This is a genomic window from Gimesia chilikensis (assembly GCF_008329715.1).
Classification (GTDB): domain Bacteria; phylum Planctomycetota; class Planctomycetia; order Planctomycetales; family Planctomycetaceae; genus Gimesia; species Gimesia chilikensis.
On sequence record NZ_VTSR01000032.1, the window covers coordinates 913,312 to 929,083 of the forward strand.

Genomic DNA, 15,772 nt, shown 5'->3' on the forward strand with positions numbered 1-15,772 from the left:
GATTTGCGGCCATTCGTCTGCGAACTAACTTTCTATAGGGAATAACTCCTCTAGAAAGCAGGAAAATGACTTATGGTCTCGGGAACAATTGATTCATTCAAGAAACTGTCCAACTTCAGCAAGTGTGGTGGCGCGTGGGATCTGGAAATTCACCAGGATACCAAGGTGGAATTGTCCAACGATCGCATGCAGCGCATTTCAGAATTGACGGGCCTGTCAATGTTCTGTTTCGACGCCCGGGTTCAAAGGCTGGTCGGGCGGACTCACATGCGCTCCCTGCCCTTTTTTCCGATCGACGTCTTAAACCAGCTTGATGAGATTCAGGGACTGACCCTGGTCGAGAATACAAACGGGTTGACCCATTATCTGTTTCCCCTGTTTGAGGATAGCGAACATAAATATGTCGCTGCCGGTTTTGTGTTTCAGAAAGAGAAACGCAAACTGACGGAAATGGTACTGTCGGCCGTGGAGCGGGACTGGTCATCTGACGAACTGGATACCTGGCTCGAAGGGCAGCGAGTTCTGGATGTGAAATCGCTGCATGCCCTGCTGAGTCTGGCCATCATGCATCTGGATGAAGAACAGCAGCTGGATGAATTGAATGAGGAAGTCGATAATCTGTCCGAATGTCTGGATGAGACGTTCGAAGAAATCAGCCTGTTGCACGAAGTGGCGCAGCATTTGAAGATTTCTGAAAGTCCCGAGAAGCTGGGAGAGCTCTGTCTGGAGCGGATCGGCAATCTGATCGAAGCGGAAACAAATATTATCTGGTTCGAAGGACAGGGACACACGTCCCGATTCATGTCTGAGAGCCAGACTGAATTTGATGAACTCAAACTGGCTCGGCTGGTCGCACAGTTTGATGGATTTGACTTCAATCAGCCTCTGGTGATCAATCACGTGGACAGTTCCCTGCTCTCGCTGGAATTTCCGGATCTGCATAATCTGGTGCTGGTACCGATTACTGATGGCTCTCATTCTTACGGATGGATTCTGAGCTGTAATCTCCTTAAGAGCGAAGAGTATGGCACCATTCAGGCCAGTCTGTTGAATTCGGTGGCTTCATTCCTGGGAACGCACCTGCGTAACATCGACCTGTATGCGCAACAGGAAGAGCTGATGCTCAGCTTTGTTAAATCGTTCATTTCCACCCTGGATGCGAAAGATCCATACACACGCGGTCATAGCGAGCGCGTGGCCCTGATCGCACAGCAACTGGCGAAACAACTGGGTTATACGGGAGAATTCATCCACGACATCTATCTCTCCGGTCTGTTGCACGACATTGGGAAAATCGGCGTGGATGACCGCATCCTCCGCAAGGAAGGTCGTTTGACCGATGAGGAATTCCTGCAGATTCAGAAACATCCGATGATCGGATACAAGATTCTCTCTGGTATCAAAAAACTCAAGAACATTCTACCAGGAATCCGTAATCACCATGAGCAGATCGACGGCCGGGGATATCCCGACGGTTTGACCGGAGACGATATTCCGCTGATGGCGCGGATCATTGCTGTCGCGGATGCGTATGATGCGATGGGCAGTGACCGTCCCTACCGCAACGGTATGCCCCTGGAGCGACTCGAAGGCATTTTCCGAGAAGGGAAAGGGATTCAATGGGACGCTGCTGTGATCGACGCTTATTTTGAGATCCGTGATGAAATTACTCAGCTCTCGCAGAAATACAATCTGGAATCTGCTGAGCAGATGGAACTAACGGTCAGTTGATGGACTGACTTTCGCTGAATGATTAGGATGGGGGCATCACCTTATTCTGTCTTCATGCGGGAGTCTTTCATGTCAGCTGTTCTATCTCAGAATCTCTGGAAGCACAGTGTATTCCTGATTTGCCTGTTCCCTGGCCTGTCGGGCTGTGGTTCTGGTGAATCAGATGCTCCTGCCGACCTGCCTGTTCCCGAAGCGGCTCCCCTGAGTTCTGCTCAAAGTGCTGCGACTGAAGCTTCACACTCTGAGTCCGGCGAAAAAGTCTTTGACGGGATTCAGTTCGACGTGCCCGTCGGCTGGCAGCAGATCCCGTTGTCTCCAGCACAACAGGGGATGATCTCAGCCAGCTTTCAGATTCCCAAAGCGGGACCGGATGTAAAGCTCACACTCTCTTCGGTCGGCGGTGGCATCGATGCCAACCTGCAGCGCTGGCGAGGGCAGTTCCAGTTACCTCCGGGTGAAGAGCCGCTTCAGAAGACTGTCCGCGTCGATGACGTGGAAGCGATCTGGCTCGATCTTCGCGGTACCTTTGATACCGGACCGGCTCTGAACGGGACAGCGGAAGCAGGCATGCGGATGATTGGCGTGGCGATCCCTCGCAGTCCTCGCGATTTTTACCTCAAGCTGACCGGACCTCGGGAACAGCTGCTGAAAGCAGAGCCTGAGTTCGAAGCGTTTTTGAAGTCGGCTCGTTTCAAACAGTAACTCCGCAGCTACGACAGATTATCGGTCGCTGTCCCATTTGCGGACCAGGCCGGCAGACAGGTGGCCTCCAAATCCAAATGAGAGTTTGAGGGCCGTACTGATTTCCCGTGATACTGCAACCTGGGGTGTGTAATTCAGTGGGCACTCCGGATCGGGATTTTCCAGGTTCAGTGTGGGGGGAACGATTCCGTCCCGCATGGCGAGCAGCGTCAACGCCAGTTCCACACTCCCTGCTGCCCCGAGGAGATGTCCCATGCCCCCTTTCAGGCTGGAACAGGCAAGCGCAGCGGAGTGGGGGCCGAATGCTTTCTGTAAGGCATGCGTTTCATAGATATCGTTGATTTGGGTTCCGGTGCCGTGGAGATTGATATAGTCGACTTCCTCGTGAGCCACTCCAGCCCGATCCAGTGTGACATTAATCAGGTGAGACAGGCTCTCTGCCCGGGGATCGAACTGCATCAAATGTGTGGAATCCGCGCCGAGGCCTCCGGTCAACCATTCTGCATAGGGAGTCACGTTACGTTTCTGTGCCTGCTCCAGTGACTCAAGTACCAGGATGCCGGCCCCTTCTCCGACGACAAAGCCGTTACGTCTGACATCATAAGGACGGCAAGCTTGTGAGGGGTGATCGAACTGCGATGCCAGCACACCCATGCGATGAAACGAAGCCAGAACGGCGGGCAGGAGTGAGGCATCAGTACTGCCCGCGAGAACCGTGTCACAGACTCCATCCTGAATCAGTTCGGCGCCGCGCATGATGCTTGAGAAGCCGGTGGCACAGGCTGAGACCGGGGTCAGGGCTGCGGCCTGCAGGTTGAAGTGGGCAGCGAAAGAGTGACTGGCTGCGCCCGCGAAACACTGCAGCCAGAGTTCCGGGGGAACCTGCTCTGCGGCAGATGCATCCTGGTGTGAGAGCGCGGCCAGTTGAGCAAAACTGGCCATGCCCCCTTTGCTCGATCCGATGACACACCCGGTGGTTTCCCGGTTGAGGTGGTTCAAGTCCAGGCCGGCATCCTCAAATGCTTCGGTGCCTGCCTGCAGTGCGAGGGTTAGAGAGGGCTCAGTCTGCAGGGGAGTCGAGCTGCTTAACGAGGCACTGGAGAGGCTGGGGTCGGGAATGATTCCCCCTGCCAAGGGACGCTTCAGCTGTAGGGATAATGCATCTAACGGCTGGATCGCGGAAACGCCGGAACAGATTCCCTGCCAGGAAGCTTCCCGGCCAACGGCGTACGGGGTGATCAGTCCGATGCCCGTGATGACAACCCTGCGTGGCTCAGGCTCAGATACTGTAGACAGTGGTCGCATGAAAACGTGAGGGCTGAGTGTGAATGAAATCGAAGAGTGATCAGACGCGATGGCTGGTGCGACAGACGGCGAACAGGGCGGCGCCAATCAGGGCCGCTACGATCAGGTATTCCACGATCGAGGTCTGGGACTGGACGATCGCTCCCCCCTTGCGTTCCTCCTCCTGGGCCAGGACGGTCGTCACTGAAAACAGCGTCGTGCCAGCAAAGGCGGTCAGAGCGGAAAAGAGGCGGGATGTGAATCGCGTGCGTATGTTCATAACGTCATTCTGAGAGTCTGGTAAAAGTGTCTGTCAGTCGCCTGATTGTATCAGCCTCAAGTCGAATCTGCATCTGGAAAACCGCATTCCTCACTATTTTCCCCGGTTAATTCTGCGGGTTCTGAGCCCTGGATGAGCGTTTCTACAGGTTGTCGGAGCTGCTGGAAATCCTGCTGATGCAGATAAACGGTCTGCCAGCTGTCGGAACGAGGTTTCATTTTGTCCTGATAGGCGTCGACCGGAACCAGGTAGAATGCGTACAGATTCTCTTTAAATTCATAAACCTTTTCCAGGTTGTTGGAAATGGAGTCGGGAGGTAACTGATAGGCAAAGACCAGACTGGAGATAAAGCCTTCGCCGAACAGTTCCTGCCACTGGAAGAGCCCCCTGATATCCTCTCGGGTGGCCCAACTTTCCCAGCGACGGCTGCGCGTGGGGGCGTCAAAGATCTCGGTGCGTCCCTTGACGTCAATCAGCAGGTTGGGCCCCTGCGATGAATAGACGATAAAGTCCAGTGATTTGATTGACGCCTCCTGGGCGAGTGCCCGGCGTTTCTCATCCACGGCGACGTACGGAATTTTCTGGGAGCGGAGGTAATCCTCAAAGGCGGATTCGTAGTGATTCCTGCGAATGACCATGCTGATCCTCATCTGAAAACGATCTGGTTACTGATCAAATGGTACCACTGACTGGTGGTACTGTAAATATCTATAGATCAGTCTGTTTTCAGAATGAGGGGGCTCAGGCGAGGATCTTCTGGATTACGTCCAGCAGTTCTTCTTCTTTGACTGCGGTTTGAGTACCGGCCTGCATGTCCTTGACCTGCCAGAGCTGGTTTTCGAATTCGTCTGAGCCAGCCACGATGACGATTTTGAAGCCGTGACGGTTGGCATATTTGAACTGTTTCTTGATCGCCTTGGTGTCCGGATAGACTTCCACATTCAAGCCCGCCTGACGCAGATCACGTCCCAGACGCAGGTATTCGGGGGTGAAAGCAGCGTCCATTTGTGTAACCAGAATCGGTGCGGGGGTAGAAACCTCGCTTAGCAGGTTCAGTTCCTGCATCGCGGCGAGCAGACGGTCCAGTCCGAGGCTGGCACCGACGCCGGGCAGTTCCTGAGTGGTAAACAGCTCAGCGAGGTTATCGTAGCGTCCGCCCGAACAGACGCTGCCGATTCCGGGCATCTGGTCGAGGAAGGTTTCGTAAATCGTGCCGGTGTAGTAATCGAGGCCACGGGCAATGGACGTATCCAGTACCACCCGTTCGGCAGGAATCCCCGCCCGCTCTACTGCGGTAAACAGTTCACGAAGATTGAGTACACCCTGCGTACCACGCTCGTTTCCTTTGAGCTGTGATTCCAGTGAGTCCAGAATTTCTGCAGTCGTACCCTGAGCGGTCATCAGAGCCAGGATCTGTTCGGCCTGCTTTTGAGTCAGTCCCCCCTGCTCCTGCATTTCCTGAATGACGGCTTCCGGGCTGGTTTTGGCCAGCTTGTCGAGGGCGCGCAGGACGGCTGCCGACTGCGATTCCAGGTTGTGCAACTGGAGCAGTCCATTGAGAATCATGCGATTATTGATGCGGATTTTGAAATCGGTGAAGCCGATCTTCAGCATCAGATCGTGAATGATGAACAGCGTTTCGATGTCCGCGGCATTGGACTTGGTACCGATGGTATCGAAGTCACACTGGACGAATTCGCGGTAGCGTCCTTTCTGCGGTCGTTCGCCCCGCCAGACCGTGCCGACGTGATAGCGTTTGAAGGGGGTGCCGAGCTCGTTGATGTTCTGCGCGGAGAAACGGGCGAAAGGAACTGTCAGGTCGAACCGCATGGCAACATCGCGGCCCCCCTGCTCGAAACGGAACATCTGCTTGTCCGATTCTTCCCCCCCTTTGCCGGTCAGGATTTCGGTATATTCCAGAGCTGGCGTGTCAATCGGGCTGAATCCGTAGCTGCGATAGACGGACTTGGCTGTTTCGATCAGCTGTTCGCGGGGAATCATGGCTGAGGGGAGATAGTCGCGGAACCCTTTGAGCGTACGTGGGGTAATTAATGGTTTATTCACAGTATCGTACCGGCTGTGATCCTCGCGGATCGCTGTTGACTGGAGAGTTTCAGTTATGGTTTCGTTTTGAGACGGAAGCAGTGCTACACGTGCACGACGGGAAGGTTCTCAGTTTTAATTTTGGACTTCCCTTTGCGTTTCTTTTTCTTCGGAGGCAGAACGGCGTGGGCGTATTCCCAGATCTGCTCCGGAGTCTCAAACAGGCGGTCGTAGGTGCCGTCGTTGTCGTATTCGCAGTCGTCGGTGGTGTAAGTCCGACAGATCTGGGGACGGTCTTCATAGTTCCCACAACGGTAATCCGGGAGAATGTATTTACAGTCTCCATAGACCATCAGGAACCAGACATCCTCATCGACGAAAATGGCACTGTGCCCGTGCATGATGTACCACCGCATGTGATCGTAGTCTTCCCAGGTGGTCGGGGTTTCGATGGGTAGTGCAAAATAGCGACAGCAGCGTGCCGTGCAGTAACTGCATAATACTTCCCCGCTTTTCAGATCGGATCGTTTTACTGTGACAGTGGACATGGTCGGCTTCCCTGATAAATAAAATGACGGTTCAAGTCTGAAAAGGTTCGCAGCGACTGAAAACCTGCTGAACGACTGCTCTGTCCCCCCTATTCCCGGGGGAGGCGGAACGTATTAAAACAGACCGCTGCAAGGTCAGTACAATTCAGGACTTCAATACACCTCTGATGATAGAATAGGATGTTTTATAAGCCATTGAGCGGGAAAATGCACGGAATCTGCAGCAAGAAAGTTCGGGAAATCAATCAGAAGCGGCTCTGGCAACGCCGTCCCGTCGGAACTGGAGAATGCGAGGGGACGCTCACGCTGCTCTTTCCGGCAGTTCGCTTATAGGGGTTTTAGCGGTTATCACCCGGCGAAAAGTGTATAATTACGGTTTCTGCTTGACCCTGATTTGTTATGGGACTTATCATTAAATAAAAGTCCCGTCCGGTTTTTCGCAGCTTTCCTGATCCCCACAATTGATCTGTCCGGGATACGCGTGAATAATTGATACCGAACGATTTATCTTCGGTTCCGATGGTCGGGATAGACGATGTAACAGACAAGGGCTCATCAGTTTTTGTCTGAAACCCAAGATAGAAGACAGACATTCATTACAGGAATTCGAACGCACCACACGAAACCGCCGGTTTCGTAGAATTCGATCAAGGTTTAAAACGATGCATAAATCCGGAGTAGTCTTCGCCTGGCTTGTCGTGTTGGCAGCGATTGTCGCGGTACCACTGACAGCCAAGGTTCTTGCCGTCCGCAGCAGCTGGTTGCAGGCAGTGGAGAAGAACAGCACTCAGATTGCCAAAAACGAAGCAGAAATCAAAGCGAAATCCGAAGAGAGCGCAGATCTTCGCAACCGACTGACCCGGGTCATGCTGGGCTGGGATCGTTACTGGGATGCTGCAGTGACTGTATCCAATCAGCAGACCGGTGAGATTCAGGTTGCGATCGGCAGTAATAACGGACTCGGTTCCACTCAGAATGCCGAAGAGGCCAAACCGGTCGTGTTCGCATTTCAGGCTGCTCCCGGTCAACCGGGGGGAGTGGCTTATGTCGGTGCGTTCCGCGTGACCGCCCTGGAAGCGAACCGGGCGCTCCTGCAGAAAGTGACACCTCCCGAAGCTGGTGAAGCAGCAAAATGGCAAAACGGTACCTGGCGGCTGCGAGCTCTGGTGCCCCCCAACTACATCACCACCCTGCGAACTCTGCGCGATCAACTGGTTGAGCGCAAACAGCAGCTCGAAAGAAAACAGGATCGAATCGAAGACCTCAACCGCCTGCTGGCTTCTGCCCAGAAGCGTCTGGATGCACGCGTCAGTGAGTTGATCGGTTCCGACAATGCTCCCCAGGGAGAGAACCTGCCCGTTGAATTGCGGAAGGGGCTGGTTGCTGGTCTGGAAGAAGAAGAGCAGGAGCGGAACGAGGAATTTCAGGAAACCGATCGGTTACGGCGTGATTTGCTGAAAGTCTACCAGGAACAGCAGAAACTGATTGAAGACGTCAGCAAGCTGGCCCGACAGTTGCCCCAGCACAACGAAGGGTACGGCGAACAGAAACAGCCAACCGGCGAAAAGCTTTCTGAAGTCTCTGCTCAATAGCTCAAAATCACGGACGACACGGACACGGATGACAGAGCGTTGCACACAACGTCTCTGGCCAGGAACTGACAGACTAAGGATACGTTAGGCGATGGGGATTGAGAGTCGGGATTACCTGCGACACGAGAGTGAGGGAAATTACCGCTCTTTCAACATGTCATCCGGTGGCTGGGCGATCAAGTACCTGATCATTGCGAATGTGGTTGTCTTCCTGCTGGAAGTGGCGACTTCGGAAGGTCGGGGCTCTTCTCCCGTGATTAACTTCCTGGCACTGGACCGAGGCAGCCTGTTCCCTGGTTTCCAGATCTGGCGGCTGTTGACTTACGGCTTCTGCCATTCCACGCAGACCCTGGGCCATATCTTTTTCAACATGTTCATCCTCTGGATGTTTGGACGCATGGTGGAACCGGTGGTCGGCTCGCGTGAATTCCTGGTCTTCTACCTGGTCAGCATCGTGATCAGCGGATTGTGTCATGTCGCTATCAGCCCCAACCCTGTAATTGGGGCTTCGGGGGGCGTGATGGCGGTGGTCTTTCTGACGGCCATGTACTACCCCAAGATGACCGTGCTGCTGTTTTTCATCCTGCCGATCGAGCTTCGCTGGCTGGCGGTGCTGTATGCGGTCGTCGATCTGTTTGGCTTTGTGAATCCCCGCAGCGATGGCGTCGCCCACTTTGCTCACCTGGGGGGAGCTGCCTTTGGGGTGGCCTACAAATATTACGGCTGGAACCTGTCGAGTGGCCTGCTGCGGAAGTGGGATCGCTTCCAGTCCAACCGGTCGGTCCGTAAAAGCAAACTCAAAGTCTATTCCGAGCCCGATACCCGTTTGAGCAAAGCAAGCCTGGATGAGCGGGTAGACGCCATCCTGGAAAAAATCAGCCGCGAAGGTGAAGCAAGTCTGACGGATCAGGAGCGGGAACTGCTCAAAGAGGCCAGCAGCAAGTACAAAAAGCGTTGAATCACTGACTGCGACAGATTACCCTGATGGATCGGGAGTTCACAGCTGTGAGAATGCATTCTGATTCCGGTGGTCCGTCATGCCTCAGTCACAATTTGAAGAGCTGATTCAGCGTACGCGTGCCGGCGATCGCAGTGCCGAAAATGAACTGCTGGAAAAATGTCGCGCGTATATCTCCCTGGTCGCCCGCGCTCAGATTGAAGGCTGGATGCGAACCAAGTTCGATGCCTCTGACCTGGTGCAGCAGACTCTGCTCGAAGCACACCAGGGGCTTTCCCGTTTCGAGGGAGAGACCGAGGCAGAATGGCTGGGCTGGCTACGAGGTATTTTAAATCATAACACGCTGGACTTCGCCCGGCGTTACCAGGGAGCCGCCAAGCGTGATGTGAAACGTGAGTTTTCCATTGATCGCGCTGGTCAGCCATCAGAAGCCTCTGGTCAGATGAGGTGGGAGTTGCCAGACCAGGCGGAAACGCCGAGCCGGATCCTGCTGAACCGGGAGCAGGAGATTCAGGTTGCTGACGCAGTCAGTCAACTCCCCCCTGACTACCAGGAAGTGATCATGCTTCGTAATCTGCAGCGGCTGCCGTTCAAAGAGGTTGCCGAGCGGATGCAGAGGAGTCCCGGTGCCGTACAGATGCTCTGGTTGAGGGCACTGAATCAACTGCAGGAACTGCTGGAACAGGTTTGAAGAGGCCCTGGCGACCGGATAATCCGACTGAAAATTGAAGATTTAAGAAAGACTGCAGCCCGTGACCGACGAGTCGAATGAGCAATCTGAACAGGTGGAAGTACTCAATCAGTACCTGGACTTCCTGCAGCGTCAGGATGATGCCAGCTGTCAGAGTCTGCGTGCAGTTAATCCTCAGTTAAAACCGCTGATGGCCTGTCTGGATTCCCTGGAGCGTCTCGCGCCTCAGTCAGACAGTGATCCCGAAGCGGTTGAGCTGGGGCCCGATGATGCGACGTTGCCAGTTTCTCCCCACGCATCTCGAAAGACGCCCCCCCTGCTCGCGCGGGAGTTCGGCAATTATGAACTGCTGGAGGAGTTGGGACGCGGCGGGATGGGCATCGTCTATAAGGCACGCCAGAAGGATCTGAATCGGGTCGTGGCGTTGAAAACGATCCTCAGTAATCAGTTTGCATCCGAAGACGAGGTCCGACGGTTCTATCTGGAAGCTCAGGCCGCCGGCCGATTGCAGCATGCGAATATTGTTGCGATTCACGAAGTGGGCCAGCATCTGGGGCAGCATTATTTCACCATGGATTTTATTGGCGGAGGTTCACTGGCGAGTCCCGATTTTCGACCGCTTTCCCAGGTGGCGCCGGATAATTATTACAAGATCGCCTCACTCATGCAGCAGGTTGCCGAGGCGGTTGAGTATCTGCATTCCAAAGAGATCATTCACCGCGATTTGAAACCGTCGAACATTCTGATCGATGAAGCGGGCCAGGCTTATGTCACCGATTTTGGTCTGGCGAAACTCTACGATGGACTGCCGGGAGGCTCAGGGACCGATGCCCGCACACAGACGGGCATGATCGTGGGGACTCCGGGTTACATGTCACCCGAACAGGCCGCGGGGCAACTGGATCAGATTTCCACGCGAAGTGATATCTTCTGTCTGGGTATTATTCTGTATGAACTTTTGACCGGCGTATCTCCGTTCAAACACAGCAGTCCCCTCGATTCGCTGGTGGCGGTGATTGAAGGGGAACCTGCACTCCCCCATTCGCACAACAGAAACATTCCCCGTAGTCTGGAACTGGTCTGTCTGAAGTGTCTGGAGAAGGATCCCGCATTACGCTACCCGTCGGCCCGCGAACTGGCGGCGGATCTGGAACGGTTCATTGCTGGAGAGCCTCTGCAGGCACAACCTGCGGGCATGATTCAGAAGTTCCAGCGCCGGTTCCGCCGCAAGCCGGCACTGGTGTCGCGGCTCTCCGCGATCCTGCTGGCAGTCGGAATTATTCAGACCGTGTATTCCACGCAGGGCGTTGATTTGAATTATCACCTGCGGATCATGTCGCTGTTTGGTCTGTGGGGCGCACTGGTGGTGTTCTTCCAGTTTGGTCTGGATCACTTTCCGAACAAAAAACGGGTACGTTACTGCTGGTCGGCGGCGGATGTTGCGCTGCTGACGGGACTGCTGATGCTCGCCGATGCGCCAATCGGGATTCTGTTGATTGGGTATCCGATGCTGATTGTCTCAGCAGGACTGTTCTTTTACGTCAGGCTCGTGCTGTTTACCACGGTGCTTTCACTGCTCGCGTTTGCTGTCCTGGTACTGGCCCGATCCGAACTGGTAGAGTTATGGCAGTACCCCGTCATCTACGCTATGGTGCTGGCGATTCTGGGAATGATCACGGCTTACCAGATTTATCGAGTCCGCGTGTTGAGTCGCTATTACGAGTTGCGGCGTCCTTGACGACCGCTTGTGAGAAGCGTCAGGCTGCTTTCGGCGTTCTTTCAGCTGCTTCCCGTGTGATCAGGCGATGCAGGGCCTGCCAGACGCGGCTGACTTCCAGCTCTTCCATGCAGCACAGATTCTGTGGTCCGCGTTTGGGGCAGCGTTTGTTATAGCTGCCGCCACAGCTGACATTTGTGGAGACAAGTTCGTGCTTGTCTCCCGGCGGTCCAGAGCGAAGTGCACTGGTGCAGGTAAAGATGCCGGTGACAGGGGTTCCGAGACCAGCGGCCAGGTGCATGGGACCGGAATCATTGGTGAGGACAAAGTCGGATTGCTGTAACACCGCGGCAAGTTGTTTGAGTGTTGTTTCCCCTGCCAGATTGATGACCCTGCCGGTAGGGACGAACTTTTGCAGCAGTTTTTCGATATGGCCGGTCAGTTCTCTCTCCGCAGAGGTTCCCACCAGGACAACCTGGCAACGGAAGCGACGGATGGCTTTGGCACCGACCGCAGCGAAGCTTTCCGGAGGCCAGCGTTTGGTGATCCATTGCGCGCCCGCGTGAATCGCGAGAGTCGGCAGAGGATACTCAGGGCAATACAGTTTTTCCTGTGCCCAGTTCTGGTCATCTTCGGAGAGATAGATGTCGGTCGTGCGTTTCAGCTTTCCCTGTCCAAAGGCATCAGCGACGCGCCAGTATTTGAGCCAGGCTGGGACATAGCGTCCCGTATCGGGGATCGTCAGGTTACAGGTGAGGTGCGAACCTTCGCGGGCTGCTTCGATGCCGACCCGCCAGGGAGCGCGGGTGGCGGCAGTCATGATGCCGGTACGGAGCAGGCCCTGCAGATCGATGACCAGATCAAATTTCTGTTTCTTGAGTGACTTGAGAAACTGCCACCACTGTCCTGCTGAACTGCGTCGCTGGAAGGGAATGATTTCATCCAGGCAGGGATGTCCTTCCAGAAGATTGGCAAAGCTGTCCCGGACGACCCAGGAGATGCGGGCATTAGGAAACCGTTCCCTCAGGACCGGCAGGATGGGGAGTGTCTGCACGACGTCACCCAAGGCACTGGGTTTGATAATGCAGATCCGCTGCGCTTCAATCTGATTCAATCGTGCTAACGGGTCGGTTGTGTTCATCGAATTCGGGAATACAGGCATCAGATGTAAGGTGTACTGGTACAGGCGCAGCCCACAGGGGCGGCATCATAGTGTGATTTGCCGAATCGAGGCAAGATCAGCTTGTACCTGGGATGCGTCAGAAAAGCCCGGTTTTCAAAGGGTTACGCGACGACTTCGATCACGTTTTCTGAATTTTTTCTGAGAATCCGCGAAACCTCTGCCTCCCTCTCGCGTTTGATACCGTGTTAACTGAAACCGCTGCAGGAAGCTGATTCCTGTTTCCACAGATTTTGAGAATGAGGAGCTGTCTTGATGAAAATGAATCGGATCGTTACTGCGTGTGCACTGGGTATGGCTGTGTTTTCATGGAGCTCTGCTACGCAGGCTGAAGAGGGGAAAAAAGGACAGCGCCCCAACCGTGAGGAGATCCTCAAAAAATTCGACAAGGACGGCGATGGCAAGCTGAATGAAGAAGAGCGTTCGGCTGCTCGGGCAGCCCGTGGTGAAAAGGGTGGTCAGGGTTTCAATCGCGAAGAGTTCATGAAAAAGTTTGACAAAAACGGTGACGGCAAACTGGATGAAAACGAACGCAAAGCTGCCCGCGAAGCCCGCGAAAAAATGGGTCAGCGTGGCCCGCGCATGAGCCGCGAAGAACTGGTGAAAAAGTTCGACAAAGACGGCGATGGAAAGCTCAGCGAAGCTGAACGCCAGGAAGCCCGCAAGGCAATGGGCGGTCGTCGTCCCGGGTTCGATCGTGAAGCCATGCTCAAGAAATTCGACAAGAATGGCGACGGCAAACTGGATGACGCAGAACGCCAGGCCGCACGGGCAGAAATGATGAAGAACCGTGGCAATCGCGGTAAAGGTGCCGGTGGCAAAGAGAAAGCCAAAGGCAAAGGACCGAAGAAGAATTAATGCTTAATCAGGGGCGGGGCGCAGGTCTCGTTCGTGATGTGAACGAAAACAGCCGACGGGATTTTTATTCCGTCGGCTGTTTTTATTGGTCGTCAGGCACTCAGGTCGACTGCTCTGAGATGATCTGGTTGTCGAAATAGTTGGTGCCCATACCAGCATCAATAACGATTCCCTGCGAATTGATTCCCGAGGAACGGGGACTGATCAGGAAGGCGACGGTATCTGCCACTTCACTGGTTTGGACGGCTGACTTTCTTAATGTGGCTTTTTCAGCAAACAGGTAGCTGTCCACGTAGCCGGGAATTCCTGCGGAGGCGGATGTCTTCAGTAAACCGGGACAGACGGCATTAAAGCGAACCTGCGAGAAGTTCGAGAACGACTTGGCCAGAAAGCAGACCGAGGAATCGAGGGCCGCTTTCACGGGGGCCATGTAGCCGTAATTTTCCGCCGCCATGCGGGTGGTGGAGATCGAAATCGTCACCACACTCCCCTGCTCTGGATCGAGCAACTCTTTGAATGCATTACAGACTGCGATCAGGGAGAAACAGGAAATATCGACTGCCTGCAGAAAAGCGGCGCGGGGTGTTTCATGGAACGGAAGCCAGCCGGCTGAGTAATCTGCAAACGCTATGGAGTGGACCAGACCATGGATGACATCGTATTTCTGGCTGATGTCCGCCTGTAGCTGATCGATTTCCTGTTGATGTTCAACATCACAGATATAGATCGGTGCGTCTTTCAGAAGTTTGGATAGTGATTCTTTGCGGGCTTCCGAGCGAACGATGTAAATCACTTCGGCGCCTGCTTCCTCCAGGACCTTCCCTGTCTGATAGGCAACACTTTTACGGTTGGCAACTCCAAATACGAGAATCCGCTTTCCCGCTAACTTTAAAAAATCCATTCAATCATTTTCCCAGGATCGATTTCTGTAAACAAATTCTGAAAGACCGAGGGTTCACTCTGACAAATTTTGTTTTTTTTCGCAATGTGTAGAAGATTGTCACTCTCAGATAAGTCGTAATTCGACATAATGAACGGGTTAACGGTCCTGTTTCCGATTCTGAATGTTCCCTGAAAGCGAATTCCATGTTCAAGGCACGTGCCTCAATGAAGTCTCTGGCGATGCTGTGTCGTTCCCTGAGTACGATGCTGGAATCCGGCGTGCCGATCACGAAAAGCTTTCAGCTGGCCGGGCGAAAACTGGGGAATCGGCGGATGCAGGAGTCGGTGAAAGAGATCGCCGTCGAGTTGAAAGCCGGGAACGATGTGACTTCGGCGCTGAAGCTCCAGGGAAATTATTATCCGGAACTGATGGTCAACATGGTCAGTGTGGCGGAACAGAGTGGCGGCCTGCCCGAAGTGCTGAAAGCCTTGTCGGAGCATTATGACCAGTTGCTGAACCTGCGGAAGAATTTTGTGCGGTTGATTGCCTGGCCCGTCTTTCAGTTTGTGGCGGCGATCATGGTCATCGCGCTGATGATTCTTGTGCTGGGCTTAATCGCCGATGCGCGAGGTGGTGAGGCGATCGATGTGCTCGGGCTGGGACTGTCTGGTCCCAGCGGCGCCCTGATCTGGCTGACCTGTACGTTCGGTTCGATTTTTGTGCTGTTTGTCGCGTACCAGGTGATGGATCGGCTCTGGGGGGGGAAACGCTTCTTTCATAGCCTGTTTCTGCGCATTCCCGTCGTGGGGAACTGCATGCGTTCGTTTGCGATCGCCCGCTTTTCCTGGGCCTTCGCGCTAACGCAGCAGGCCGGGATGAATATTCTGGACTCAGTGGAAGCCAGTCTCAAAGCGACTGGTAATGGAGCGTTTATTGCAGCGATCCCCCAGGTCAACGCGGCTGTGAATGATGGGGTGGATCTGACCGACGCCCTGGCGGGAACGCAGCTGTTTCCCGAAGATTACATCCAGATGGTGCATGTAGGTGAGACATCCGGGACGGTGCCTGAAACACTGGAGCGGTTGAGTCCCCGTTTTCAGGAAGACGCACAGCGCTCCCTGGCTGCCCTGGCGGCGGTGCTGGGCTGGTTGATCTGGGCGATGGTAGCCGCTTTTATCATCTTTGTTGTGTTCCGCATCGCTTTCTGGTATCTGGGGATTATCAACGATGCGTTGGAGCAGATCTGAGCATTTCCCGCTGGGTTTTTACTGCTGACGAAGCCTGATCTGATCGCGATAAAGTAAC

The 15,772-nt window shown here is 54.3% G+C and carries 15 protein-coding genes; 8 read left to right on the plus strand and 7 right to left on the minus strand.

Going from position 1 to position 15,772, the window contains the following annotated elements:
* Positions 1–72: 72 nt before the first annotated feature.
* Both FYZ48_RS28305 and FYZ48_RS28310 read left to right on the plus strand, forming a co-directional pair.
* Positions 73–1,731: an HD-GYP domain-containing protein gene (locus tag FYZ48_RS28305; RefSeq protein WP_149345806.1), complete on the plus strand. Its 1,659-nt coding sequence runs from the start codon at positions 73–75 to the stop codon at positions 1,729–1,731.
* Positions 1,732–1,800: 69 nt separating this feature from the next.
* Positions 1,801–2,433 (plus strand): hypothetical protein, encoded by a 633-nt coding sequence (locus FYZ48_RS28310; protein WP_149345807.1) that lies wholly within the window; start codon positions 1,801–1,803, stop codon positions 2,431–2,433.
* A gap of 18 nt (positions 2,434–2,451) precedes the next feature.
* Here the strand turns inward: FYZ48_RS28310 and FYZ48_RS28315 are convergent, their stop codons facing one another.
* From FYZ48_RS28315 to FYZ48_RS28335, 5 genes are all read right to left on the minus strand, one after another.
* Positions 2,452–3,738, minus strand: a complete 1,287-nt coding sequence (locus tag FYZ48_RS28315; protein ID WP_149345808.1) for a beta-ketoacyl-[acyl-carrier-protein] synthase family protein — start codon at positions 3,736–3,738, stop codon at positions 2,452–2,454.
* Positions 3,739–3,778: 40 nt separating this feature from the next.
* Positions 3,779–3,997 carry a hypothetical protein gene (locus FYZ48_RS28320; protein ID WP_149345809.1) on the minus strand — a complete coding sequence of 73 codons (219 nt, stop codon included), beginning with the start codon at positions 3,995–3,997 and terminating at the stop codon, positions 3,779–3,781.
* Positions 3,998–4,053: 56 nt separating this feature from the next.
* Positions 4,054–4,635: an HYExAFE family protein gene (locus FYZ48_RS28325; RefSeq protein WP_149345810.1), complete on the minus strand. Its 582-nt coding sequence runs from the start codon at positions 4,633–4,635 to the stop codon at positions 4,054–4,056.
* A 103-nt stretch (positions 4,636–4,738) separates the two neighbouring features.
* Positions 4,739–6,061, minus strand: coding sequence for a histidine--tRNA ligase (gene hisS, locus FYZ48_RS28330; RefSeq protein WP_242022799.1), 1,323 nt, complete (start codon positions 6,059–6,061; stop codon positions 4,739–4,741).
* A gap of 83 nt (positions 6,062–6,144) precedes the next feature.
* Positions 6,145–6,588 (minus strand): YkgJ family cysteine cluster protein, encoded by a 444-nt coding sequence (locus FYZ48_RS28335; protein ID WP_145040252.1) that lies wholly within the window; start codon positions 6,586–6,588, stop codon positions 6,145–6,147.
* Positions 6,589–7,250: 662 nt separating this feature from the next.
* On the opposite strand from FYZ48_RS28335, the gene FYZ48_RS28340 reads away from it, so the two are divergent.
* From FYZ48_RS28340 to FYZ48_RS28355, 4 genes are all read left to right on the plus strand, one after another.
* Complete coding sequence (locus FYZ48_RS28340; protein WP_149345812.1) at positions 7,251–8,180, plus strand: hypothetical protein; 930 nt, start codon at positions 7,251–7,253, stop codon at positions 8,178–8,180.
* 91 nt (positions 8,181–8,271) lie between these two features.
* Entirely contained in the window at positions 8,272–9,138 is an 867-nt protein-coding gene (locus FYZ48_RS28345) for a rhomboid family intramembrane serine protease (protein WP_145040256.1), read from the plus strand.
* 79 nt (positions 9,139–9,217) lie between these two features.
* Complete coding sequence (locus tag FYZ48_RS28350) at positions 9,218–9,829, plus strand: sigma-70 family RNA polymerase sigma factor (RefSeq protein WP_149345813.1); 612 nt, start codon at positions 9,218–9,220, stop codon at positions 9,827–9,829.
* 61 nt (positions 9,830–9,890) lie between these two features.
* Positions 9,891–11,567: a serine/threonine-protein kinase gene (locus FYZ48_RS28355; RefSeq protein ID WP_149345814.1), complete on the plus strand. Its 1,677-nt coding sequence runs from the start codon at positions 9,891–9,893 to the stop codon at positions 11,565–11,567.
* A gap of 19 nt (positions 11,568–11,586) precedes the next feature.
* Here FYZ48_RS28355 and FYZ48_RS28360 read toward each other — a convergent pair whose 3' ends face one another.
* Entirely contained in the window at positions 11,587–12,687 is a 1,101-nt protein-coding gene (locus tag FYZ48_RS28360) for a glycosyltransferase family 9 protein (protein WP_242022800.1), read from the minus strand.
* A 294-nt stretch (positions 12,688–12,981) separates the two neighbouring features.
* Between FYZ48_RS28360 and FYZ48_RS28365 the strand changes: the two genes are divergently transcribed.
* Positions 12,982–13,584: an EF-hand domain-containing protein gene (locus FYZ48_RS28365; protein WP_149345816.1), complete on the plus strand. Its 603-nt coding sequence runs from the start codon at positions 12,982–12,984 to the stop codon at positions 13,582–13,584.
* Positions 13,585–13,684: 100 nt separating this feature from the next.
* Here FYZ48_RS28365 and FYZ48_RS28370 read toward each other — a convergent pair whose 3' ends face one another.
* Positions 13,685–14,485 (minus strand): enoyl-ACP reductase FabI, encoded by an 801-nt coding sequence (locus FYZ48_RS28370; protein ID WP_149345817.1) that lies wholly within the window; start codon positions 14,483–14,485, stop codon positions 13,685–13,687.
* Positions 14,486–14,670: 185 nt separating this feature from the next.
* Between FYZ48_RS28370 and FYZ48_RS28375 the strand changes: the two genes are divergently transcribed.
* The gene (locus tag FYZ48_RS28375) at positions 14,671–15,714 is read left to right on the plus strand and encodes a type II secretion system F family protein (RefSeq protein ID WP_149345818.1); all 1,044 of its coding nucleotides are present in this window, start codon (positions 14,671–14,673) and stop codon (positions 15,712–15,714) included.
* The last annotated feature ends 58 nt before the right edge of the window (positions 15,715–15,772 follow it).